The following is a 25,397-nucleotide window of genomic DNA, read 5'->3' as shown; positions in this document are numbered from 1 at the left end:
TTTGAAATTTATTGTGTTTTATTTATTATAAGAAATTCTTATTGATTTAAAAGAGTATATAATTAAAATTGATGTATATTGAATTAAAATAAGGCGTTTTAAGAGGTATTTGACTTTTTTTAATATCTAAACCCATTTGAAGTCTAAATCATTCAGCGTTATTTATTATTTTAGTTTTTAGCGTTTTTTATCACATAAATATGCGATGAATATTCTAAACTATGTTTGGCTTTTATATTAGATTGTAATCCTATAAAAAAAGCTTTCACAAAATTCATATTTCCTGTTTTGTATTTTTCAGATAAAAGAGAAACATAAAATGCATCAAACTTCATGGGTGAAATTTGTGTTAATTCTAAACCTTGTTTCTGAAAAAGTAATTTTATAGCTGTTTTTGAGAAATGCCATAAATGCCTAGGCACATCATAAGCGGCCCAAAAAACTCCATACTGTTTTGCATCAAACGAATTAAAATTAGGAACCGCAATTATAATTGTTCCTTTTGGTTTTAATAATCGTTTCAATTCTTTAATTTGGTTTTCGATATTAGGAACATGTTCTAAAACGTGCCACATTGTAATTACATCAAAAGAATGATCTTCTAATTGCAGCGTAGTATCGGCAAAAGTAACTCCTTTTTTTAATGCGATTGCTTTTGCTTTTTCGCTAGGTTCTACTCCAAAACAGTTCCATCCGTTTTCATTTGCAACGCTTAAAAATTCGCCTGTACCAGCACCAATATCTAAAAGTGCGCCTTTTTGTTTATGTAAACCATTAATTAATTGAAGTTTGTTTTTTAAAGCAATATTTTTCACAAAATGATAGGCTTTTTCAAATAGCGATCGTTTGCCATCCGTATGAGAAATATAATCTTCACTTTCATAATATTTAGGCAATACTTTTTCGCTTGGTTGCGGATGAGTATATACCAAATCGAGCGTTTCGTCGCGATACAATTCGAATGATTCTTTAGAAACCGAGTGATCTTTAATAGTAAGAAATAGTTTATGTTTTTTAGATTCCATTATTGGTTATAAAATTCTTCTTTTAATTGCTTTAAATAGTTTACAGCGATGTTTTGGTAAAGGGAATTGTCATTAAGACAATCTTCATTATTTGAATTAATCATCGAAATTGCAATAAATGTTCTTTGATCATTTGATTTTGCGTTTTCAGGTTCAAAGTTCATTACAGCAAAATTATAACTTATAAAATACTTTTCATAATCTGCTTTATCGTAAATCATAATCTGATATTTGTTCTTATCAATAGTTATCCAAAACTCGGTTTGCGAATAACTATTGGTGTTGAATTTCGCAGCAAGAAATTGTTCTATTGGCAGTTTTTTTAAATTGTTTTCAAAAATAAAAGCACTTAGGTTTTTATTTCCTAAAACTTCTTTCCCGTTAGTAACTATAACATAATCGCTAATTGGAACTCTTTGTTGCAATCCCACACAACTAAGTAATAAAAAAAAAGGCAATAAAAAAGTTGTTAAACCTTTAAATATAATGCTTTTTACAATTCGTTCCACGTGAAACATTTATCTTCCCATATAAATTAGCAATACCGAAATATCACTTGGTGATACACCACTTATTCTTGAAGCCTGAGAAATTGTTATAGGTCTAATTTTACTTAACTTCTGTTTTGCTTCAATCGACATTGATTTTATTTTATTATAATCAAACGATTCTGGGATTTTTACATCTTCTAACCGAGTCAATTTATCAGCATTGTTTCTTTCCTTTTCGATGTAACCAGAATATTTAACTTGTATTTCGGCTTGCTCTAAAATTTCTTGATCTAGATTATTGGCTTCAACATACGAAGCTACTTTTTCAAATTTCATCATATCTTCTAAATCAATTTGAGGACGAGAAAAAATCTTAAACATTTTATCCGATTGATTCACTAAAGCAGTTTCTTTTGCTTCTAAAATAGGATTAGCTTCTTGATGTGTTACACTAGTCTCTTTAAAAAAGGCAACCATTTTCTCAGATTCGTTGAGTTTGTATTCCATTCTACGGAGTCTTTTTTCTGAGGCTAAACCTATTTCGTGAGACATAGGTGTTAATCTAAAATCAGCATTGTCTTGACGTAAAAGTGTTCTGTATTCTGCACGAGAAGTAAACATTCTATAAGGTTCCTCTGTTCCTTTTGTAATTAAATCATCAATTAAAACTCCGATATAGGCTTCATCTCGTTTTAAAATAATGGCGTCTTTATCCTGAACTTTTAAAGCTGCATTTATACCTGCCATTAATCCTTGAGAGGCGGCTTCTTCATAACCGGTGGTTCCATTAATTTGTCCTGCAAAATACAAACCTTCAACTAACTTGGTTTCAAGAGTGTGTTTTAATTGTGTTGGCGGAAAATAATCATACTCAATTGCATAACCTGGACGAAAGAATTTCACGTTTTCGAAACCTGCAACTGATCGCAAAGCTTTAAATTGTATGTCTTCTGGTAAAGATGTAGAAAATCCATTTACGTATACTTCGCAAGTATTCCAGCCTTCAGGCTCTACAAATAATTGATGTCTTTCTTTATCAGCAAAACGATTAATTTTATCTTCAATAGATGGACAATATCTTGGACCAAGGCTTTTAATTCTTCCGTTAAACATAGGAGAGCGATCAAATCCTTCTCTTAAAATATCATGTACATCTAACGAAGTATAAGTCATAAAACACGATTTTTGATGAACTAATGGCGATGTAACATCTGAATATGAAAACTTATCTGGCTTAGCATCTCCCTTTTCTTCATTCATTTTCGAATAATCTAACGAACGTCCATCAACACGCGGTGGTGTTCCTGTTTTCATTCTGCCCGATTCAAAACCTGCTTTAACCAAATCTTCTGTAATTCCGTATGCAGCACTCTCGCCTGCTCTACCTCCACCAAACTGCTTGTCGCCAATATGGATTAATCCGTTTAAGAAAGTTCCATTTGTTAAAACAACTGATTTAGCTTTAATTTCTATTCCTAAAGAAGTTTTAATTCCATTTATTTTTCCGTTTTCGATAATTAAACCTTTAACCATTTCCTGATAAAAATCAAGGTTTGGAGTTTTCTCCAACATCAATCGCCATTCTTCAGCAAATCGCATTCGGTCGCTTTGAACCCTTGGCGACCACATTGCAGGTCCTTTCGATTTATTTAGCATTTTAAACTGAATAGCTGTTCTGTCAGAAACAATTCCTGAATAACCACCTAGCGCATCAATTTCTCTAACAATTTGTCCTTTTGCAATTCCGCCCATAGCGGGATTACATGACATTTGAGCAATATTCTGCAAACTCATAGTTACCAACAAGGTTTTTGCGCCCAAATTAGCCGAAGCAGCAGCTGCTTCAGAACCTGCGTGTCCCGCTCCTACAACAATTACGTCATATAAATCTTGAAACATTTATTATTGATTTTTTTGATTAATGATTTTTGATTTCGGATTTATTTCTAAAATCTAAATCATTGTTTAATTTATTTGTTCCACGTGAAACAATTTTAATTTTACATTTTTAAAAACTATTTATTTTGTTTCACGTGGAACAATTTAATTTTTTCGTCCTCTTTTTCACGCATCATTATTTCATCCTCAGAAGATTTATCTTTATAACCACAGTAATGTAAAATTCCGTGAACCATCACTCTTTTTAATTCTTCTTCAAAAGAAACTTTAAAATCTTGGGCGTTTTCACGAACTCTTTCAATAGAAATAAAAATATCACCGTGTAGTTCATTTCCTACAGAATAATCAAAGCTAATGATGTCGGTTAAGGTGTCATGAGCTAAATATTGTTGGTTTATTTCAACTAAATAGCCGTCGTCACAGAATATATAGTTAATATCTCCTTCCTTCTTATTTTCGCTTAAAATAATATAAGATAACCAATTTGAAATTTCATCTTCATTTGGCAATTCGAAATCGGATTCATAATTAAAACTAATCATTGCTTTTAAAATATTCTTGAACCTTTTGCTCAAAATTAGAGCGCAAAGGTAAGCTTTGTCTGTTTAAAATTTCGATGCTATTTAAATAATCTTGAAGGCTGTCGGGTAAAACCTTAATTTGATTGTTAAACTCTTTCTTGTTGGTTTGAGATTGTCGCTTTTGTTCTTCTCCTTGCTCTTGAATGGCTTTCTCTAATTTTAGTAATTCTTGTTTTATATTGAGTACTTTTTGTAGAACCTCGTTTTTAAAACCTTTATTCAATAATTGCTTTTCTATATCCTTCATTTGGTCAATGGTGCTTTGACCGTTTCCTCCGATTCCTTTTTTATTAAGCTCGTTCTGTAGGGCTTCTCGAAGTTGCTTTTGCTCTTTATAAATTTCTAAAATAGCTTTTGCATTACCTTCACCGTCTTGACCATTCTCTCCGTTTTCTCCTCCTTGACCTTCTCCATTTCCGCTTTTTCCGTCTTTACCAGATTTACCCTTTTCACCTTCACCTGGTTTATTTCCTTCCCCGGGCTTTTTCCCTTCTCCTGGTTTAGCTCCTTTTTTCATTCCCTCTTTCATTTTATCGCCTAAACCCTGCTGTTTTTTTATTATATCTGGCAATTGCATACCCTGACCATCGCCTTTTCCGGGCTTAGGTTTTCCGGAGCCCATTTTAGACATAGACATTTGCATATTATTTAATAAGTCACTTAAAAAATCAGCCAACTTATTAGATGCTGAAATAGTATATTGTTGATGTGATAATCCTTTTGCTATTTGAGCATCAACTAAATTCTCGATTGCTTTTTCTATATTATAATGAACATTACCTATTTCTTTAGTAATATTCTCTGCTATTTTTGGGTTTCGTAATGACATGGCAAACAAACTATCATCAACATGCTTGAACTGCTGTTTTAAATTTTGTTGAATTTTTAAATTTTTATTAAAAGACGGTGATCCGCGTTTTAAACCTTTAAATTCAGTCATTAAATCTTCTTGAGAAAACGAAAATGCTAATAAATTATCCAAAATTTGACGCAACATTTTCACATCTTCTTCAAGCTCTTCCATTTCGGCACTTTCCATACTTTCACTCATCTTCATAGACATTTCCTTCATCTTCTTAGAAGCACTTTTTTGTTTGGGTTTTGCTTTACTTTTGTTTTCTTTTTGCAATTCTTCAGAAGCCTTCTTTAAATCTTCATCAATGCTTTTCTCTTTATCGACATCTTTAGGTATATCTATTGGTGATTTTAGATCTTTGTTTTCTTTATCAAGATCTTTTAATTCTTCTTGAATAGCATCGAATTGTTTGTTTATTTCTTCTTGATTCTCCGATTTATTTTCCTTTTCATTGTCTGCTAATTTATCTTGCTTTTCAGAAAGTTTTTCTAATTTATCGGCTATTTGCTCCGCCTTTTTCTCCACGTAATATTTCTTAGTAAGCTCTACAAGTTGCTCTAAGTTTTTAATTTGATTTTTGCTATTTTGTTTAAATTGGTCTAATTTTTCAAGTAATTCTTCGTTTTTAATTTTATCATTCAATTCTTTTAATTCATCTAAAAGCTTTTGGTTTTTCTCTAAATCTTTATCCGCTTTTTCTAAACGGTTTTCTAATTCTTTTTTAAAGTCATCTTTTTTATCTGATTTTAACTTCTCTAAATTGTCTTTCATTTTCTCAGCAAACTCTTTCATCATTTGGTCTTGCTGTTTTTGACGCTTAATGAAATCATTAACTTTTTGCTGATCTTTAAATTCTAAATTGTCTTTTTCTTTACCTGCTTTTTGAAGCTTTTCTAATTCAGAAATTTGCTTATCTTGATTCTTTAACGATTTTTGTAGACTGTTTATATTATTGTTTTGTTGTTGTAAAACCAAATCTTCTTTTTCTTGTTCAGTTGCTATTCTGTTAGAAAAAACAGAAGATTTAGAACTTTTAAAATGATGTGGAGCATCATTATCAAAAACCTCAAAGTAATAGTCATATGAAACGCCTTCTACTACAGGCAACGTACTCGGAAAAGCAAAAACAAACTGATCATAATTAGCCGTTTTAATTGCAATTATTCCTCTCTTAGCGGTTTGAGGTTTGTCTTTTTCATAATAAACTATATGAAGTTTAGACAAACCATAATCATCTGATAATTGCCCTAAAACGTAACTTTTATCGACTTTTAAACTATCAGGAGCATTATTTACATTTATTGTGGGAAATTGATCTTTAATAACCGAAATCTGATAATTTAATTTCTCATAATGCTTTACTTTCTCGTTTGATGTACGAATTTGATACTCTATATTTTGAGAAATAGTTTTAGATAAAACAAATGTGTTCTCCGATTTTGAAAAAGGAAAATTAAATTTCAAATCTGTCCAATCTACATTTTGAGTCGCTTGCGTATCCATTGTCCACGTGACAGTTGTTCCTTCAGGAATAATTGCATTACCGGTTCCTTTTATTATTTCCGCTTTTTTATTCAAATAAGATGGAAAATTCAAAACCATTTCGAAATTAGAAATCGAAGGAACTGTAACGACTTTCAACTCATATTCTGGTGAAGAAACTGCATTTGCTTCTACATGAAACGCTATGTTAGAAATAGGTTTTTCTATTTTAAACTGAAATTCTCCAGGCTTAGTACTCTCCATAAAATAACTTTCGTCATCAATAAAAATCATAGCATTTTCTGGAATAACTTTTCCTTCGGTCTTTACTATAAGAGTAAAATCTTTATTTTGTTCGGTTTGTAAATTATCATTTATTACTATAAACTTAAAAGGTGCCGGTGGAGTAAATGCTGAATTGAAATGCACTACCCTATTTAAACTTTGAGAAATTAAATTGCTATTACCTGACAAATAAAAGAAAGCGAAAAACAAAATTGGAAGAATCGCTAATGGTAAAAACTTTTTATTGGAGTTAAAATTAATAGCATTACCAAAAGGAATAGGTTGCAAAGCATTTGCTTTTTGGTCTATCGATGCAAGCAACAATTCAGATTGATTTTTATTTTCAGATAATTGAAGAAAATTAGTGAGTTTATCGCTGACTTCAGAAAAATGATTTCCAATAATAGTTGATGCTTCTTTATAATCAATTCCTTTTTGAAGTTTAAATAATTTAAATATTGGAAACCCTATAAACCGTAGCAAAAGATAGGCTTCAACACCAATAAATGACCAAAATAAGAATAATCTTCCCATTGGCTTAAGCCACAAGAAATACTCAACAAAAAGTGTAAACAAGAAATACAATAATCCTAAACCAAGGAAAAAAATGATTCCTTTTAATAGTTCATTTGTATAATATTTTTTGATAAAAGCTTCTAATTTCTGATAAATAATACTCGAAGATTCCAATGATTTTAATTTATTTTAATAACCGATAAAAGTACGATTTTATCTGAATTACAAAACGTTAAAAAAATCTGAAACTTTTATAGTTTCAAAAAGGATAGTTAGCTTTTTAAATTGACATATTGAAAACGTATCTTTGCATAAAATTCATAACCATGTCTAAACCAGTTCGAGTGCGTTTTGCACCAAGTCCTACAGGACCTTTACATATTGGCGGTGTTCGTACAGCATTATTTAATTACCTTTTTGCTAAAAAAAACAACGGTGTTTTCTATTTAAGAATAGAAGATACTGATCAGAATAGGTTTGTTCCAGGTGCCGAAGAATATATTTTAGAAGCATTAGGATGGCTAGGAATTGCTCCGGATGAAACAGTTGGCAAAAACGAAAAATTTGGTCCATATCGTCAATCGGAAAGAAAACAGTTGTACCAAAAATATGCCGATTTATTAATCAATTCTGGAAATGCCTATTATGCTTTTGATACCGCTGAATCATTAGATTTACATAGAAAACAACACGAAGAACAAGGAAAAACTTTTATTTATAACCATCATAATCGGGATAAATTAGATACTTCTTTAGTGCTTTCTAAAGAAGAAACCGTAAAAAGAATCGCAAGTGGCGAAGAATATGTGATTCGTTTTAAAACACCTGTTAATGAAACCTTGCATTTACATGACATCATTCGTGGCGATATTAAATTTGAAACCAATTTATTAGACGATAAGGTTTTGTTTAAAAGCGACGGAATGCCAACCTATCATTTAGCCAACATTGTTGATGACCATTTAATGGAAACCTCTCACGTGATTCGTGGTGAAGAATGGTTGCCATCAATGCCATTGCACGTTTTGTTGTATCGCGCATTTGGTTGGGAAGCTCCTGATTTTGCGCATTTGCCATTGATTTTAAAACCTATTGGGAACGGAAAACTATCCAAACGCGATGGTGATAAATTAGGATTTCCAGTATTTCCGTTAGATTGGACGGCTGCTGAAGGAACTTCGAAAGGATATAAAGAAGCAGGATTTTTCCCAGAAGCTGTTATCAACTTTTTAGCTTTATTAGGCTGGAATGACGGAACCGAACAAGAATTATTTTCTTTAGAAGAATTAGTTGAAAAATTCGATTTGAATCGTGTTCATAAAGCTGGAGCTAAATTTGATCCTGAAAAAAACAAATGGTTCAATCATCAGTATTTACAAAAGCAAAGTGATGAAAGTTTAGCAAAAGCCTTTGCTCCTATTATAGCTGAAAAAAGAATTAATGTTGAAATGAACAAGCTGATTACTATTGTCTCAGCAATAAAAGAACGTGCACATTTCGTTTCTGAATTTTGGGAATTATCAAATTATTTCTTTGAAGCTCCAACCTCTTATGATGAAAAAGCAGCAAAAAACTGGAAAGAAGAAACACCTGCTTTAATGCAAGAATTAATTTCAGTTATAGAAAACATAGGAGATTTTACTTCATTAAATATCGAAATCATCGTCAAAGACTGGATGACCAAAAACGAAATAGGAATGGGAAAAGTCATGCAACCTTTTCGTTTGAGTTTGGTTGGTGCTTTAAAAGGGCCGCATCTTTTTGATATTGTGGAGTTGATTGGAAAAGAAGAAACTATTAAACGAATTGAGAAAGCAATAACTACTTTATAAAAACAAAAAAGCTCCTGAATTTAGGAGCTTTTTTTATAGGTAAACAATAATATTTCCGCTTATAATGCCTGGATATGATTTGAAATTAGTGCTAATTCCTTCCTGTCCGTTTAAGTTTCCAAGCAAATTGGTTACTCCGTATTGGTATTGAATATTAGCTCTTACATGCTTTACTCCTGCTGTGATTCCTATTGCAGGATAAAAGTTGAATTTTGAAATATCTACAATATCTTTAGCTAGTAAGGTAGTTCCAGAAATTTTGTTGTCTTCCTCAGTTGAATCTATAACAAATTTTCCATTTACTTGAACAAGAGGACCAAATTCGACACTTAAATGATTTTCAACAATTTTATAACTCAACATCAACGAAATTTGAGCTGACGGTAATTTATACTCAACGCCTTCCTTTTTTGAAAAAAAGTTGGTTGTTGGCACCGTAAATTTGTTTTCGCTGAACTGCATGGTGTACACCATATCAAAATCATTATAGAAATTTCCACGAACAGAAAGCCCTACATTCCAACCTAATTCAGGATTTACTGTGAAATCATCCGTATTTAAATTGATTTGATTTAATCCGAAAATAATACCAATCCGGTTTGAGTCTCTGTATTTATATTGCGCTGAAGCAGTAATAGAAATTAAAACAAATACCGCTGTTAGAAATTTATTTTTCATATAATAATGTTAATCATCAACAAACCTAAAATAAATTTTGTAATTTGACGGTAATTAAACAACTTAATTTAAAACACATGGACATTTCCTTAATTATCTTTTTATTCTTAGGAATATTCGTATTTCTATCTTCTTTTTTTACCGTAAAGCAACAAACGTCAGTAATTATTGAGCGTTTTGGAAAATTCTTGAGCGTCAGAAACTCAGGCTTACAATTAAAAATACCGCTTATTGACAGAATTGCGGGTCGTGTAAATCTTAAAATTCAACAATTGGATGTCATCATAGAAACCAAAACTAAAGACAATGTTTTTGTAAAACTTAAAGTTTCTGTTCAATTTATGGTGGTAAAAGAAACCGTTTATGATGCTTTTTACAAACTAGAATACCCTCACGACCAAATTACATCTTATGTTTTTGACGTAGTTCGTGCCGAAGTTCCAAAGTTAAAACTAGACGATGTTTTTGAAAGAAAAGACGATATTGCCATTGCGGTAAAAAGAGAATTAAACGAAGCAATGACTACCTATGGCTACACCATTATAAACACATTGGTTACTGATATTGATCCTGATATTCAGGTAAAAAATGCTATGAACAGAATTAACGCTGCCGATAGAGAAAAAACGGTAGCTGAATTTGAAGCAGAAGCTCAAAGGATTCGAATTGTTGCTAAAGCCCAAGCGGAGGCTGAGAGTAAAAAATTACAAGGTCAAGGTATTGCTGACCAGCGACGAGAAATAGCTCGCGGATTAGTAGAAAGTGTTGATGTTTTGAACAAAGTTGGCATAAACTCACAAGAAGCTTCCGCATTAATTGTAGTTACACAACATTATGATACGTTACAAGCTATAGGTGCCGATACAAATTCTAATTTAATTTTGTTACCAAATTCTCCACAAGCCGGAAGTGATATGTTAAATAATATGGTGGCTAGTTTTTCTGCAAGCAATCAAATTGGAGAAACTATGAAAAACCAGCCTAAACGTACAAAAAAGAAAGACGATCACACATCGACAGATTTTAATCCTAGTGATACTTCAAATCCAGAATAAATATAAACTTTTAATACTAAAAAAGAGGCTTAATTGCCTCTTTTTGTTTTTGAAAACCATTTTGTAATAAAAGGGATTGCTTTGTTTAATATAAAAGGTACTGCCATTTTAATCATCACTCCATATGGACTTGAAAGAATAGAATTGGTAGAACTTATTATATTGCCTACAATAGCATTTGGTGTTAGTATTTCTTTCGTTTTTTGAAGACTCAGAATCATTTTTTGATAATGAATTTCTTTCTCTAATTTTAAGATTTCTAAATCAGCATCTATTTGTGCATAAGAAGAATATTTTTTAGTTGCCATACATTAGTCATTAAAATAGATTTCTGAAAACTTCTCTAAAATTGGTCCTTCTATTATTTTATCTTTAATCAGAAATAGAATTCCCGTAAAAAAGACATAAACGCCTCCTACTATTAAAAATCCGTATGAATAATTGTCTAATGCTTTACCAATAGCAAAGGCTCCTGCAATGGAACAAAACAACAAGACCATGCTCAAGCACAATAAAATAAGTGTAAATTTAAAAATCATGGTTGTAGATTTCATTGCTACTTTAAAACCCCATAATTTATAATACGCTACATTATTTTCAAAAAAAGCTTGAGCTTGGTCTTGAATATTTTCGGTATGCTCTTTTAATTCTTCAAAAGCCATAGTTTGTTATTTAAATTTTGAAACCTAACTATAAACACCTACTAATTTTGAAGTTTAGCATTTTGCTCTTTCAAATCAGCCAATTTTTTTTCTAAAAAAGAAATGACATCTCCGTTTTTATCGTTCATACTTTCAACCAAATCTTCGTACGTTTTTTCTAAATCGTGTTTACGATTAGAAAATTTTCTTTTAATCTCTCTAGATACATCATCCCATTTGTGTGCTAGGTTGTCCTTAGCATCATCATAACCGTTTTTTATTTTTTCTCTGGTTCTTGAACCTTTATCGGGAGCAAACAAAATTCCTATTCCTGCTCCAACTGCAGCTCCTGCTAAAAGAGCTATCAGTACATTTCCTGTGTTGTTTGACATGACTTTATTATTTAAATTAATACTAGTCTAAAGTTACAAAATAAAGTAACTTTAGATAGTTAATGAGGCGTTAAATAAATTAAATTTAAAACACTAAAACATAAAATAAGCGTTTTAAATTAACGAAAAAATAATAAATATAGATTTTATGGTAAAAAATTAAAAAACGTCTTAAAAACAATTTATAGAAGCTGTTTTTAATTGATAAATTCTATCTTTTCTCTGCTTTTTATAAGATTCTGCAATGATCAAAAAAAGCACCTTTTTAGGGTGCTTTTCATTATTAAAATCTATAGTTGAGATTTTAAATCGTTTTTATCAATTCTAAAACTTGTTCGTTTTTTTCTGAATTTTTCAACTCTGCTAATTGTGTTTGAAAATCACTCCAATTTTTAGCGTCATTTTTTAAGTTTTGAATGGCTAAAATTCGAACAACAGCTAATTGACTTTTTAATGACATTGCGTATAATTTTGATAACGACTCTTGCTCAATATCTTTTGAATAAACATTACTTGAATAATTCAAAATTAAATTAGAAAACAGTAATGAATTATTGTCATTTTTAATGTTTTTTGTTATTGTTTGTACCAATAAACTAAAATTATCAATGCTTTCAATATTTTCAATAATAGGTTGTAAAATAATTTTGGCAGCAGTTGAATCTTTTTCTTTCACATATCTATTGATTTCCTTTTGCGTAGCCATTAATAGATTTTCTTCTTTCTTCCCTTTTTCTTCCCAAGCATCCTTTAGTCCTACTGTTCTATTAAAAACTAATTTAGAAGCGGTCGAATCCTTGTCTACATTGAAATAACCCAAACGCTGAAACTGGAATTTATCCCCTGTTTTTACATCTGCTAGACTTGGCTCTACGAAACCATTAACAACTTCTAACGATGATTTATTCATAAAATCCAAGAAGTTTTTTTCTTTATGACTGTCGGGAGCTTCGTCTATAAACAATCGGTCATACAAACGAACTTCAGCTTCAATTGCGTGTTGAATGGAAACCCAATGCAAGGTTCCGGCTACTTTCCGTTGACTGGCTTCACTTCCGCTTCCAGAACGAGAATCTTCATCGTAAGTTACTTGAATTTCTGTAATTGTTCCGTTTGCATCTTTAGTAACACTTTCGCCTTTAATAATATATCCGTTTTTTAAACGCACTTCGTTTCCGATACTTAATCTAAAAAATTTAGCTGGCGCCACTTCAAGAAAGTCATCTCTTTCGATATACAATTCTCTAGAAAAAGGTACTTTTCTATACCCTGCACTTTCATCTTCTTGATTGTTTTCGGCTTCTAATCCTTCTTCTTTACCTTCAGGGTAGTTCGTAATTACCAGCTTTACAGGATCTAAAACTGCCATTACTCTTGGTGCGGTTTTGTTTAAATCTTCACGCAAACAAAAGTCTAAAAGAGAAACATTTATAACATTTTCACGCTTGGCAACTCCTATGGTTTCACAAAATTTACGAATAGAAGCTGCGGTATACCCACGTCGTCTTAACCCTGAAATGGTAGGCATTCTCGGGTCGTCCCAACCATTAACCACTTTGTCTTGAACCAATTGTAATAATTTTCGTTTGCTCATTACGGTATAATTCAAATTCAAACGAGCAAACTCGTATTGGTGGGGTCTTACTTTAGTATCATCATAAATTTGATCTAAAAACCAATTGTACAATTCACGGTGCATTACAAATTCTAAAGTACAAATAGAATGCGAAATTTGTTCCATATAATCGCTTTCGCCATGAGCATAATCATACATGGGATAGATTTTCCAATCATTTCCCGTTCTGTGATGATGGCGATGCAAAACACGATACATCAACGGATCACGCATTAACATATTGGTAGAAGCCATATCAATTTTAGCCCGCAAAACGTGGCTTCCCTCAGGAAATTCGCCGTTTTTCATGGCTTCAAACAAGGTTAAATTCTCTTCAACCGAACGATTTCTGTAAGGTCCATCAACTCCTGGTTGGGTTGGAGTTCCTTTTTGAATTGCCATCTCTTCAGAGGATTGACTGTCTACATAAGCCTTTCCGTTTTTAATCATAAGTATAGCCCAATCGTACAATTGTTGAAAATAATCAGAAGCATAGCGTTCTTCAGCCCAATTAAACCCCAACCATTGTAAATCTTCTTTTATAGCATCTACATATTCCTGTTCTTCTTTTGCCGGATTGGTATCGTCAAAACGTAAATTAACTGGTGCATTATACTTTAAACCTAAACCAAAATTCAAACAAATCGATTTGGCGTGACCAATATGCAAATAGCCATTAGGTTCTGGCGGAAAACGAAATCGTAATTTATTTTGAGGAAAACCGCTTGCTAAACTGTCTTCTATGATTTGTTCTATAAAATGAAGTGATTTTTCTTCGGTTGACATATTTTTGTTTAATTTTAGCAAAGATAAAAAAAGCTAGTTTAAAATGGTTTAAAGTTTCAGGTTTAAAGTTAATCGAGCTAAGATTAAACCTGAAACTTTAAACTTTGAATAAAAAATTTATGGGAATTATAAAACTTAAAAATATTCGAACGTTTTCCTATCACGGTTGTTTGATCGAAGAAGGAAAAATAGGTTCTGATTATTCAGTAAATCTAGAGGTTAAAACCGACTTGAGGAAATCATGTATTTCAGATGATTTGAAGGATACGGTAGATTATGTGCTACTAAACAAAATTGTTGTAGAAGAAATGGAAATTCGTTCGCAACTTTTAGAGCATGTTGGACATAGAATAATTACGCGAATTTTTGCTACAATTCCTTCTATTTCTAGAATAACATTAGAAGTTTCGAAGCTTAATCCTCCTATTGGTGGTGATGTTGAAGCGGTTACCATTGAATTAGAAGAATACAGGAATTGAGATTTTAGATTGCAGATTTTAGATTTCTGATTGAAGAATTTAGAAAACAGAAATTTTTAAACTTTAAACTTTAAACTTTTAAACTTTTACTTATATTTGCAATCCAATTAAATAATTGGCGTCGTGGCCGAGCGGCTAGGCTGGGCTCTGCAAAAGCTCCTACTCCGGTTCGAATCCGGACGATGCCTCTGAAACCTTCAAGGAAACTTGGAGGTTTTTTTATGTAAATTTTTAAGAAAAATTAAGTAAAGATAAGGTTCGAATCCGGACGATGCCTCTGAATGAACCTCTCCAAGTGAGAGGTTTTTTTTATGGGAAATTTTTAGAAAAAATTAGGTAAAGATTAGGTTCTAATCCGGACGATGCCTCTGAAAGAGAAACAGCAATGTGTCTCTTTTTTTTTATCTAGATACTCGATTCAGTCAAGCATCAGACAACACTAGACTACACCCAAAAACAAACCTCGCTTAAATAGGCTTAAACGAGGTTGTTTTTTATAATTATTTGATTACGAAGCATCGGGATTGTTTTTTAGGATAGATGAGCAAAAGCTAGATCTGTTAGTTGATAAGTTTATCAATTATTCGAACGATAGAGTTTTATTATTAGTATCAATAGTAATTTTTCCAAGTCTCTCAAGAACCGACTGTCCAATTAATAAAGGTGCATTTGTATTGTGCACAATGTTTGCTTCAATATTTTGAATAATTTTATTTCCAATTTTAATGTTTCTTAAAATAATTTTCGTTCCTACTGAAATTGTTCCATTTGCATCTGTAAAATATTGCTTTCCTAAAATATCTGATTTTGACAGTTTTCCATTTTTATATAGAAATAAAGCTTCTGTAATTGAAATAGAGACGACAGATGCTCCAGTGTCTAATACAAATTGCATAGGAACACCATTTACTTTTGCAGGAATATAGTAAACACCATTTTTCTTTGTCATAATAATGCTATTGACTGATTTATTATTTTCATCTGGACTAATAATTTCTACTTCACCAATGGGAGAATATATATCAAGTAACATTTCCCTATCTAAACTTTCTTTTGTAGTTATTTCATTTACAATTTCTAATTTGGAATTAATAAGTGTGCCTTTGCCATTTTGATATATCATATAATAGTTTTCACCATTATCTTTTAAACATTTAATATGTGAAAAGGAGGAGAAAATAAGTTCTCTACTTGTTTCTTTATTCCAAACCTTAATTGTTACGCCTTTACCGTTGACAATTAAATCAGATAGTATAATTTCCTCGTTATTGATATATATATCCTTGAAATTTGAATAATTTTTTTCACTCATTGATTCAAGCAAGGTATTTTTCATAATCATTAAATAAGAATTAATTTCTTGTATTGGAATTTTATTAAACTCAATACGTCTAAAAATAAATGCTTCATAATAACCAATTTTATAAGCAAAATTATTGTACCCATCTCCATTCATTGTTTGTCCATTGGGGTTCTCGCCACACCATTCCATTTTTGACAGATTAATGTAATTGCTTCTTTTAGTTTGATACGTTTTTGTAAATAAAAAACATTCGTCAATTTTATTAATCATATTTTGTTTCCAAGAATTTGGATATTTATTTTCAATTCTTTTAAAATTTCGAATAGCGTAATTAAATAATTCTTTTCTCGCTGTTTTAGAAGAAAATATATTATTTACATATTCTAAAGCAACTTGCTCTAAATCCCAGCTACTTATATTATAACTACCCATTCTATCGTATTGAATAGGTAACCATAAATCACTAACCATTAATAAACAACTATTACTTAAATCATTAAATGTATATTCACTTGTTTCCATACTCCTCAATAAAATTGGCGAATTAGGTTCTAGATCTTCTTTTTTTACTCCAATTTCTGGATAATCGTAATAATATTTTTTTTGAGTATCAGAAAAAGAAACATATTTCCCACTCTCACTTAGCCAATCGTAAGGTGCATTATGATAATAATATTTATCTTGGGCAATTTGAGGATAAATTTCATTATCCGCCAATGAAATCTTTCTAACTTTCATCGGTGTCGAATAATTAACCGCAATAGCAAAGGATGCAAGCACTAGTATAATAAGAACAAGAAAAAGATGTGATTTTAAGTATTTCATAATTTGAATATTATTGTAAATTTTACGTGTTGCTCCTAAATCGTTTATAAATCTAACAAAATAATGATTATCCCTGAAATTTCATGAGATTAGGTCCGATAAACATCTGACTTTATTTACTATTCCAAATATAATTCATTAAACACTACTTCTTTAAAAAGTAGTTATAGTTATAAACTATTTTAGAACCTCCTACTCTATCTTCTCCAAGACCTTTTTAGCCAATTTATTTTCGCTTGGAAACCAACCTTGAAACATTAAAACCATTCCGAAAATAAGTAACAAAATACTGATAAGCTTTTTTATTTTAAGAATGTTGTTTGGTGTCATTTTGTGTTTTAATTGCTTGGCTAATATAATTTTTCCAATGTCTATTATGAGGTAACTAGCAATTACTGTGGAGAAAAAAACAATCATTCTGGGGGTTTCTAATTGTAATTTTGGTCCAATTGTGATGAGTATTAAAAACCAAAAAAGTAATACCCCAACATTTATAAAATTTAATAAAAACCCTTTGATAAATAAACTTAAATAATCTTTTTTTAATATTTCGTTTATGGTTTTTCTATCTAGATTTTTAGACGTTTTATGTATTTTTAATAAAGAAATTATGCCATAAGTAAACATTAATATTCCACCAAAAATATAAATTGCAGGATCGTTTTTTATGGTTTGAATGAGCCGATAACTACTAAAATAAGCAATAGAAATAAAAACAATATCGGCTAAAACCACTCCTAAATCAAATACAAAAGCAGCTCTAAATCCTTTTACAGCACTGGTTTCTAATAACACAAAAAAAACAGGACCTACCATTAAACTTAAAAAAATTCCTAATGGTATTCCTGATAAAATATCTTCAATCATTTATTACTATTTAAAACAAAACCAAAAATAAGGAATTATTTCTTAGCTTCTTCTATTCTACCGCCTGCAACTATCTTTTGATTAATTTGTTTAGGTTTTCCGTAAATGGTAATATCGCCACCTGCACGAACTTTTGCATCTACAAAATCAGTTGCATAAACAGTAGCTTCTCCACCAGCATTTGCAGTAATTATGGTTTGATTAGTAATTAATTTTTCAGCTTCATAAATACCTCCAGAATTAATAAGAACGTCTTGATTTGTTGCTTTGCCTTCTAATTCTACTTTAGAACCATTGGAGACTTTTACGGTTACTCTTTCTGTCGCAATTTTAATTTTAATTTCTGAGCCTTCTTTAGCAATAATATCAAAAGCTGTGGAATTAAAAGTAGCTTCGCTTGAAATTCTTGAGCCTTCATTAGCTTCTACTGCATCAATATTTTTATAGTAAACGGTTGCCGAAATGTTATCACCAGATAATAACTTCGTTAATGGTAATCTTATTTTTAATTCTCCGTTTTTATTGACTAATTCTACTTCATTTGAACCTGAACCGTTCAGTAACACTTTATTTTCAGATGAAGGCACCAATACAACATCTATTTTATCAAATGACGTAACTTTGTTGAAATCTCCAACTTCTTTTTCAGTTTGTGAAAATGAAATCGAAGTGATTAACAATAAAAAATAAACTAACTTTTTCATATTTATTCGTTTTTTCTTAAAAAAGTAAAATCCAATTGTTTCTTAACCAAATCGGCATTTTTTACTTTAACGTAAACTTCGTCTCCTAATTGTAAAATACTCTTAGAAATTTCTCCTACTAATGCGTATTGCTTTTCATCAAAGGTGTAATAATCGTCTTTTATTTCTCGAATTCTGCACATTCCTTCGCATTTATTCGAGATGATTTCTACATAAATTCCCCATTCGGTTACACCAGAAATAACACCCAAGAACTCTTCGTCTTTGTGGTCTTGCATGTATTTTATTTGCATGTATTTTATAGAATCTCTTTCGGCATTTGTAGCTAGACTTTCCATATTGCTAGAATGAACGCATTTTTCTTCAAAAACATCTGAATCGACGCTTTTTCCACCATCTAAATAATATTGCAGTAATCGATGTACCATTACATCTGGATAACGTCTGATTGGCGATGTAAAATGGCTGTAGTAATCGAAAGCCAAACCGTAGTGACCAATATTTTCTGTCGAATATTTGGCTTTACTCATCGTTCGAATTGCTAAAGTATCGATTAAATTTTGTTCTTTCTTACCGTTTACATCTGACATTAATTGGTTTAACGATTTTGAAATATCCTTTTTATCTCTTAAATCAATCTTGTAACCAAATTTAGAAATCAACGCTTGCATGGCAAAAAGCTTGTCTTCGTTAGGTTCATCGTGAATTCTATACACGAAAGTTTTCTTTTGTTTTCCGATATATTCAGCTACTTTTCTATTAGCAAGAAGCATGAATTCTTCTATTAAGTGATTAGCATCTTTAGAAACTTTAAAATAAACGCCTTCAGGCTCGCCTTCTACTGTTAAATTGAATTTTACTTCGACTTTATCAAAAGATATTGCGCCATTATTCATTCTATTTCTTCTAAGAATTTTAGCTAATTCATCTAATTTTAAAGTCGCTTCTGTAATTTCATCCGATGCTCTGTATGTTGCACCAGTAAGAGAAATTTCAGCTGGAATTATAGCCGCTTTTGTTTCAATAATTACTTGTGCTTCTTCATACGAAAACCGTTGATCAGAATTAATCACTGTTCTTCCAAACCATTGGTTTCTAACAGTAGCTTTTTCATCTATTTCGAAAATGGCTGAAAATGTATATTTTTCTTCATTAGGGCGCAACGAACAAGCAAAATTTGATAAAACTTCAGGTAACATTGGTACCACTCTATCTACTAAATAAACCGAAGTACCTCGATTGTATGCTTCATCATCTAGAATGGTTCCTTCTTGTAAATAATGCGAAACATCGGCAATATGAACACCAATTTCGTAATTTCCGTTTTCTAATTTTTTAAAAGATAGTGCATCGTCAAAATCTTTTGCATCTTTTGGGTCTATTGTATACGTTAGCGTATCTCGCATGTCACGACGTTTAGCCACTTCACTTTCTTGAATTGTTGTATCTATTTTTTGTGCAAAAACTTCAACTTCAACCGGAAAATCATAAGGCAAACCATACTCGGCAAGAATAGCATGAATTTCAGTATCGTGTTCTCCAGGTTTTCCTAAAACATTAATTACTGAACCAAATGGTGAATCGGCTTTTTTAGGCCAATCTTCAATTTTAACCACAACAACATCACCTTGTTCTGCACCGTTGTATTTATCTTTTGGAATAAAAATATCGGTATACATTTTAGCATTTGCAGTTGTTACAAAAGCAAAATTCTTTTGAATGTCAATAACTCCAACAAACTCTGTTTTATTTCGTTCTAAAACTTCAATAACTTCACCTTCAGGTCTTTTACCACGACGTCTATTGTACACATATACCTTAACTTTATCTTTATCTAGTGCATGATTTAAATTATTGGTAGGAATAAAAACATCTTCTTCAATATCAGGAGAAATAAAATAAGCAGTTCTTCTTGAAGTCATATCGATAGTGCCTTCGAAATAATCTTGCGAAATGGCTTTTACTAAATATTTTCCTGGTTCACTTTCAATAATCACTTTTTGTGCTGCAAGAATTTTTAAATCTTTAATGATTTCGTTTCTGCTTTTAGTATCGTCTAATTCTAGAACGGCACATATTTGCTTGTAATTGAATGGTTTATTTGCGTTTTGTGATAGTATTTTTAAAATCTTTTCAGAGAAGGTTTTCTCCTTTTTTCCAAACTTTTTTGGGAATTTACTCATAATCTTTTTTATAATAAAGTTTAAAATTACGAAGAAGTATTAAGATAAAAGTATTTAGTTTTAAGATTTATCTAAAAAGTAACATTTAACTATCTTTATAAAAAAATAAAAATGAATGAATTTGTAACGATTGCCACATTTAATTTTGCACACGAAACTATTGTTTTAAAATCTATTTTAGAACGGGAAGGAATTCCGTATTTTTTAAAAAATGAGAATTTAGTTGCTATAGATCCATTAGCAAGTTTTGCTTACGGCGGAATTGATTTACAAGTGCATCCAAACGATGTTTTACAAGTTCAAGAAATTTTAGATCAAATGAATACTAATTTAGATATTGTTTGAAATTGTAAATAATATTTAAAATGTAAAGTTTTCAACATCTATTAAAAACAATAAAAAGAAAATTGAATTTTAAATTAATTTATAATGGTTATTATAGCTTGTTAATAGGTACAATAACTTTAATTTTAAAATAGTGATTTTATAGTTATACTTATTTATAAAGACTTGTTAACATACTTATTTTAGTTTAAAAGCTTCATTTCAAAGTCATTTCAAAAAACAATTAACAACTGTTAATAAATGAAAAAACATTCCTTTTGTAAATAAGTTCAACACCTCTTTTTTGTTAACAAATGTTTTAAAACAGCTTATAACTTTTATAAAAATTCAAGAAACTAAATTAGGTTTTTTCATCTCGGTTTTGGATTACAATTTAAACCGATACAAACAAGAAATAGTTCTAAAATTCTATCTAAAGTTGTTAACATATAATGTTAATTTAAAGTTAACTGATTATCAAGTAATTAGTTTTAATTGTTAACATAACGAATTTTAAAATTTTCAAGTTATTGATTTATAGAGTTTTATATTTAAATGTAAATACATTAAAGATACTATTACGCTTATTATAAGAAAGTTAAATTTTCCTTTTGTTTATTTGTTTTTGGTAATCGAAATAAACAAATTAGTTTTGGTAAATTTGCATAGCACAACTTAAAAAATATAAAATGAAAATCGCTATAGGAAACGATCACGCAGGTCCAGATTATAAAATAGCCATTGTAAATATGCTAAAGGCAAAAGGATACGAAATAACAAATTACGGAACCGATACAGTAGATAGTGTTGATTATCCAGATTTTGGACATCCTGTTGCAAATGATGTTTCTGATGGGAAAGTAGATTTTGGTATAGTAATTTGCGGTAGCGGAAACGGAATTGCTATGACGGTAAATAAACATCCTAAAGTACGCGCTGCCTTATGTTGGACCAAAGAAATTGCAGCTTTAGCACGTCAGCATAATGATGCCAATATTATAAGTATTCCTGCACGTTTTACATCGATTCCTCAGGCGGTTGAAATGGTGGAAACGTTTTTAAGTACTGCTTTTGAGGGCGGAAGGCATCAAAATAGAGTGGATAAAATAAGTTGTTAAAATGGATTTTTTTTCTAAAGATTGTAAAGTTCAAATTTATATAAGTAAGCGAGTAGCTTTTTTTACTTTTCTTATAGGAAGCATTATTTTATTACTTTATTATCTTACACATTTTCACGGAACTATATATTTTTCACTTTTATTTATGGTAAGTGCATTTTTTATAAATACATTTTTTACAATTCAACTTTTGATTAGTTATAGCAATAATAAGGATTATAGAAAGCCAATATTAGCGGCACTTTTTTTACTTTTTCTTAATATTCCTATTGGATTTTTATATGTTGATTTAGGGTTTAAAATATATCATTTAATTTCATCTTCAATTGTCTAACATACACACCCACGAAGTAAAAGATAAGAATCTACTTTTTTCTATTTTACTGAATATTTTAATTACGGTTGCACAAGTAATTGGTGGAATACTTTCAGGAAGTTTAGCCTTACTATCAGATGCCTTGCATAATTTCAGTGATGTAATTTCTCTGGTGCTTAGTCTTTTTGCACATCGATTATCAAAGAAAGATGCTAATGAGAATAGAACTTTTGGTTACAAACGTGCCGAAATTATTGCCGCTTTTGTCAATTCGATAACCTTAATTATAGTAGCGATTTTCCTTATTTATGAAGCTTTCATTCGTTTCACTAATCCCATTATTATTAGTTCTAATTTAGTAATAGGATTGTCTTTTTTAGGAATCGTTTTCAACGGAATTTCAGCAATTATTCTTAAGAAAGATTCAGAGCATAACATCAATATGAAGTCGGCTTATTTGCATTTGTTTACAGATATGTTAGCATCAGTTGCGGTGTTAATAGGAGGGTTGTTGATGAAATATTTCCAATGGTTTTGGGTCGATAGTGTGATGACTATTCTAATTGCAGTTTATTTAATTTTTGTTGGTATAGATTTATTGAGAACTTCTACAAAAATGCTGATGCTTTTTACCCCAGATCACATTAATATAAAAGAAATAGTAAGTGAAGTACACAAAATTTCAGGAGTAGGGAAGTTGCATCACATTCATGTTTGGAATTTAAATGACGAAGAATTACATCTTGAAGCGCATTTAGATTGTTCGAACGATATTAAAATGAGTGAATTCAACAATTTACTTCATCAAATAGAACTCGTATTATATGAAAAATTCCATATCAACCACATTAATATTCAACCCGAATTTAAGAAAGAAGACTCAAAAGATAGTATTGTTCAGGATTAAGTACTGCTAAATTTTTATAAATTTATTCAACAACACTAAGGCAAATATTGAGATTAAAATAAACCAAATGACCAACATACAATTCATATCCAAAACTGTTCAAACAGCTGCAATAAACATTAAAAATACAGTACAATTACTTTCTGAAGATTGTACCATTCCGTTTATTTCTCGATACAGAAAAGACACGACGGGCAATCTCGATGAGGTTCAAATTGAACAAATTGCAAAACTTTCTAAACTCTATGATGAAATTATAAAGCGAAAAGAAAGCATTTTAAAAACTATTGACGAGCAAGGACAATTAACACCAGATTTGTCTAAAAAAATTACCGAATGCTTCGATTTGCAAGAGTTAGAAGATATTTATTTACCCTATAAAAAGAAGAAAAAAACGCGCGCCGATGTCGCTCGTGAAAACGGATTAGAGCCTTTAGCAAAGATCATAATGGCTCAAAATAATGACGATGTTGATTTTATTTCATCGAAATATTTGAATGAAAAAGTACGAAATGAAGACGAAGCTTTACAGGGCGCTCGAGACATTATTGCCGAATGGATTAACGAAAATATTTATGTTCGAAAGCAATTACGAAGATTGTATCAACGTAAAGCCAATATTGAAACAAAAGTTGTAAAAAAGAAAGCTGAAGACGAAAGAGCGCAAAAATTTTCTCAATATTTTGATTGGTCCGAAAATTTAAGCAAAGCTCCATCACATCGATTACTAGCCATGCTTCGTGCAGAAAATGAAGGTTTCGTGAAACTAAAAATTGATGTAGATAGCGATGAAGGGTATGATTTGATAGACGAAATTATCATAAAAAATGGCAACTCTCCCGCATTCTCACAGATGCAATTAGCCATCGAAGACTCCTACAAACGATTACTTCACCCTGCAATTGCTAATGAAACATTACAAGAAGCTAAAGCGAAAGCAGATGCTACGGCAATACATGTTTTTGCAACAAATCTTGGTCAATTATTGTTAGCACCGCCTTTAGGTGAGAAACGAATTTTAGCCATTGATCCTGGTTTTCGTTCGGGCTGTAAAGTAGTCTGTTTAGACGAGAAAGGCGATTTGTTGTACAACGAAACTATATATCCGCATGCGCCACAAAAAGAAGATCTTATGGCGATGAAAAAAATACGATCTATGGTCAATTCGTATAAAATTGATGCTATTGCTATAGGTAACGGAACTGCCAGTCGAGAAACCGAATTTTTTATAAAGAAAATAGCATTTGAAACTCGAGCCAAAGGCGAACAGGGCGAAGCCAATCCAATTCAAGTTTTTGTAGTTTCAGAAGCTGGCGCATCAGTATATTCAGCATCAAAAATTGCAAGAGAAGAGTTTCCGAACTACGATGTTACGGTTAGAGGTTCGGTTTCTATTGGAAGACGATTATCTGACCCTTTAGCAGAATTAGTAAAAATAGATCCCAAAGCAATAGGTGTGGGGCAGTACCAGCACGATGTAGACCAAAATAAGTTAAAAGAAGAATTAGACGCAACAGTTATTCGATGTGTAAACTCTGTTGGAATAAACATTAATACGGCAAGTAAACATTTACTGAGCTACGTAAGCGGAATAGGAGAGAAGCTTGCCGAAAATATTGTGCAATACCGATCTGAAAATGGTCCTTTTCTGGATAGAAAACAACTTAAAAAAGTGCCTCGTTTAGGCGAAAAAGCCTATCAGCAAGGAGCAGCTTTTATAAGAATATCAAATGCAAAAAACCCATTAGACAATTCTGCTGTTCATCCTGAAGCCTACGGAATTGTTGAAAAGATGGCAAAAGATTTACAATTATCGGTTCATAATTTAATTGCCAATACAGCTAAAACTGCTTTAATTCAACCTGAAAAATATGTGACACCTGATGTTGGTATCTTAACCTTAAAAGACATTATTAAAGAACTAGAAAAACCAGGATTAGACCCAAGAAAAGCTGCTAAAGTTTTCGAATTTGATTCTAATGTAAAAACGATTAAAGACCTTAGTAAAGGAATGATTTTACCTGGAATTGTAAACAACATTACAGCTTTTGGTTGCTTTGTCGATGTTGGAATTAAAGAAAGCGGTTTGGTGCACATTTCGCAACTTAAAGCCGGTTTTGTAAGCGATGTAAACGAAGTGGTAAAATTACATCAACACGTTACTGTAAAAGTAGTTGAGGTAGATGAGGATCGGAAGCGAATTCAGTTGACGATGGTGATTTAAAAAACAAAAAATT

At 31.1% G+C, this 25,397-nt stretch carries 21 protein-coding genes and 1 tRNA gene; 8 read left to right on the top strand and 14 right to left on the bottom strand.

Annotated elements, in window-relative coordinates:
- Nucleotides 1–170: 170 nt before the first annotated feature.
- From ACFQ0S_RS11355 to ACFQ0S_RS11335, 5 genes are all read right to left on the bottom strand, one after another.
- Complete coding sequence (locus ACFQ0S_RS11355; protein WP_379757816.1) at nucleotides 171–1,025, bottom strand: class I SAM-dependent methyltransferase; 855 nt, start codon at nucleotides 1,023–1,025, stop codon at nucleotides 171–173.
- On the bottom strand, nucleotides 1,025–1,543 hold the full coding sequence (locus tag ACFQ0S_RS11350) for a hypothetical protein (protein ID WP_379757813.1): 519 nt from the start codon (nucleotides 1,541–1,543) through the stop codon (nucleotides 1,025–1,027). Before ACFQ0S_RS11350 ends, ACFQ0S_RS11355 begins: the two co-directional genes overlap by 1 nt.
- The gene (gene mnmG, locus ACFQ0S_RS11345) at nucleotides 1,544–3,415 is read right to left on the bottom strand and encodes a tRNA uridine-5-carboxymethylaminomethyl(34) synthesis enzyme MnmG (protein WP_379757810.1); all 1,872 of its coding nucleotides are present in this window, start codon (nucleotides 3,413–3,415) and stop codon (nucleotides 1,544–1,546) included. It abuts the gene before it with no gap.
- A 116-nt stretch (nucleotides 3,416–3,531) separates the two neighbouring features.
- Nucleotides 3,532–3,957, bottom strand: coding sequence for an rRNA maturation RNase YbeY (ybeY, locus tag ACFQ0S_RS11340; protein WP_379757807.1), 426 nt, complete (start codon nucleotides 3,955–3,957; stop codon nucleotides 3,532–3,534).
- A complete protein-coding gene (locus ACFQ0S_RS11335; protein WP_379757804.1) occupies nucleotides 3,950–7,309 on the bottom strand; it encodes a hypothetical protein in 3,360 nt (1,119 codons plus the stop codon). The genes ybeY and ACFQ0S_RS11335 overlap by 8 nt, the downstream gene beginning before the upstream one ends.
- Nucleotides 7,310–7,461: 152 nt before the next feature.
- Between ACFQ0S_RS11335 and gltX the strand changes: the two genes are divergently transcribed.
- Nucleotides 7,462–8,967, top strand: coding sequence for a glutamate--tRNA ligase (gltX, locus tag ACFQ0S_RS11330; RefSeq protein ID WP_379757801.1), 1,506 nt, complete (start codon nucleotides 7,462–7,464; stop codon nucleotides 8,965–8,967).
- 33 nt (nucleotides 8,968–9,000) lie between these two features.
- Here gltX and ACFQ0S_RS11325 read toward each other — a convergent pair whose 3' ends face one another.
- Nucleotides 9,001–9,645 (bottom strand): outer membrane beta-barrel protein, encoded by a 645-nt coding sequence (locus ACFQ0S_RS11325; protein ID WP_379757798.1) that lies wholly within the window; start codon nucleotides 9,643–9,645, stop codon nucleotides 9,001–9,003.
- A 77-nt stretch (nucleotides 9,646–9,722) separates the two neighbouring features.
- Here ACFQ0S_RS11325 and ACFQ0S_RS11320 point away from each other — a divergent pair, with 77 nt between their 5' ends.
- Complete coding sequence (locus tag ACFQ0S_RS11320; protein ID WP_379757795.1) at nucleotides 9,723–10,700, top strand: SPFH domain-containing protein; 978 nt, start codon at nucleotides 9,723–9,725, stop codon at nucleotides 10,698–10,700.
- Nucleotides 10,701–10,729: 29 nt separating this feature from the next.
- On the opposite strand, the gene ACFQ0S_RS11315 is transcribed toward ACFQ0S_RS11320, so the two are convergent.
- The 4 genes from ACFQ0S_RS11315 to ACFQ0S_RS11300 all read right to left on the bottom strand — a co-directional run bounded on the left by ACFQ0S_RS11315 (nucleotide 10,730) and on the right by ACFQ0S_RS11300 (nucleotide 14,134).
- On the bottom strand, nucleotides 10,730–11,008 hold the full coding sequence (locus ACFQ0S_RS11315) for a DUF6327 family protein (protein ID WP_379757792.1): 279 nt from the start codon (nucleotides 11,006–11,008) through the stop codon (nucleotides 10,730–10,732).
- A 3-nt stretch (nucleotides 11,009–11,011) separates the two neighbouring features.
- Nucleotides 11,012–11,362, bottom strand: coding sequence for a competence protein (locus ACFQ0S_RS11310; protein WP_379757789.1), 351 nt, complete (start codon nucleotides 11,360–11,362; stop codon nucleotides 11,012–11,014).
- Between the two features lie 41 nt (nucleotides 11,363–11,403).
- Nucleotides 11,404–11,733, bottom strand: coding sequence for a YtxH domain-containing protein (locus ACFQ0S_RS11305; RefSeq protein WP_379757786.1), 330 nt, complete (start codon nucleotides 11,731–11,733; stop codon nucleotides 11,404–11,406).
- 304 nt (nucleotides 11,734–12,037) lie between these two features.
- Nucleotides 12,038–14,134 carry a glutamine--tRNA ligase/YqeY domain fusion protein gene (locus ACFQ0S_RS11300; RefSeq protein ID WP_379757783.1) on the bottom strand — a complete coding sequence of 699 codons (2,097 nt, stop codon included), beginning with the start codon at nucleotides 14,132–14,134 and terminating at the stop codon, nucleotides 12,038–12,040.
- 119 nt (nucleotides 14,135–14,253) lie between these two features.
- Here ACFQ0S_RS11300 and folB point away from each other — a divergent pair, with 119 nt between their 5' ends.
- Together folB and ACFQ0S_RS11290 are read left to right on the top strand one after the other, a co-directional pair.
- Nucleotides 14,254–14,613, top strand: a complete 360-nt coding sequence (folB, locus tag ACFQ0S_RS11295; RefSeq protein ID WP_379757779.1) for a dihydroneopterin aldolase — start codon at nucleotides 14,254–14,256, stop codon at nucleotides 14,611–14,613.
- Between the two features lie 117 nt (nucleotides 14,614–14,730).
- Nucleotides 14,731–14,801, top strand: a tRNA-Cys gene (locus tag ACFQ0S_RS11290).
- A 392-nt stretch (nucleotides 14,802–15,193) separates the two neighbouring features.
- On the opposite strand, the gene ACFQ0S_RS11285 is transcribed toward ACFQ0S_RS11290, so the two are convergent.
- From ACFQ0S_RS11285 to rnr, 4 genes are all read right to left on the bottom strand, one after another.
- Nucleotides 15,194–16,741: a retropepsin-like aspartic protease family protein gene (locus ACFQ0S_RS11285; protein ID WP_379757776.1), complete on the bottom strand. Its 1,548-nt coding sequence runs from the start codon at nucleotides 16,739–16,741 to the stop codon at nucleotides 15,194–15,196.
- Nucleotides 16,742–16,933: 192 nt separating this feature from the next.
- Entirely contained in the window at nucleotides 16,934–17,608 is a 675-nt protein-coding gene (locus ACFQ0S_RS11280) for a LysE family translocator (RefSeq protein WP_379757773.1), read from the bottom strand.
- A gap of 35 nt (nucleotides 17,609–17,643) precedes the next feature.
- Nucleotides 17,644–18,312 carry a head GIN domain-containing protein gene (locus ACFQ0S_RS11275; RefSeq protein WP_379757770.1) on the bottom strand — a complete coding sequence of 223 codons (669 nt, stop codon included), beginning with the start codon at nucleotides 18,310–18,312 and terminating at the stop codon, nucleotides 17,644–17,646.
- Between the two features lie 2 nt (nucleotides 18,313–18,314).
- A complete protein-coding gene (rnr, locus tag ACFQ0S_RS11270; RefSeq protein ID WP_379757767.1) occupies nucleotides 18,315–20,495 on the bottom strand; it encodes a ribonuclease R in 2,181 nt (726 codons plus the stop codon).
- Nucleotides 20,496–20,606: 111 nt separating this feature from the next.
- Between rnr and ACFQ0S_RS11265 the strand changes: the two genes are divergently transcribed.
- The 4 genes from ACFQ0S_RS11265 to ACFQ0S_RS11250 all read left to right on the top strand — a co-directional run bounded on the left by ACFQ0S_RS11265 (nucleotide 20,607) and on the right by ACFQ0S_RS11250 (nucleotide 25,384).
- Nucleotides 20,607–20,840 carry a DUF2007 domain-containing protein gene (locus ACFQ0S_RS11265; RefSeq protein WP_379757764.1) on the top strand — a complete coding sequence of 78 codons (234 nt, stop codon included), beginning with the start codon at nucleotides 20,607–20,609 and terminating at the stop codon, nucleotides 20,838–20,840.
- Between the two features lie 668 nt (nucleotides 20,841–21,508).
- Nucleotides 21,509–21,937: a ribose 5-phosphate isomerase B gene (gene rpiB / locus ACFQ0S_RS11260; RefSeq protein ID WP_379757761.1), complete on the top strand. Its 429-nt coding sequence runs from the start codon at nucleotides 21,509–21,511 to the stop codon at nucleotides 21,935–21,937.
- 335 nt (nucleotides 21,938–22,272) lie between these two features.
- Entirely contained in the window at nucleotides 22,273–23,160 is an 888-nt protein-coding gene (locus tag ACFQ0S_RS11255) for a cation diffusion facilitator family transporter (protein WP_379757924.1), read from the top strand.
- Nucleotides 23,161–23,227: 67 nt separating this feature from the next.
- Complete coding sequence (locus ACFQ0S_RS11250) at nucleotides 23,228–25,384, top strand: Tex family protein (protein ID WP_379757758.1); 2,157 nt, start codon at nucleotides 23,228–23,230, stop codon at nucleotides 25,382–25,384.
- The last annotated feature ends 13 nt before the right edge of the window (nucleotides 25,385–25,397 follow it).

It is taken from the genome of Flavobacterium myungsuense (assembly GCF_042677265.1).
GTDB classification, from domain to species: domain Bacteria; phylum Bacteroidota; class Bacteroidia; order Flavobacteriales; family Flavobacteriaceae; genus Flavobacterium; species Flavobacterium myungsuense.
The sequence above is the reverse complement of the archived record's forward strand: the minus strand, read 5'-3'. Positions and strand labels throughout refer to the sequence as shown.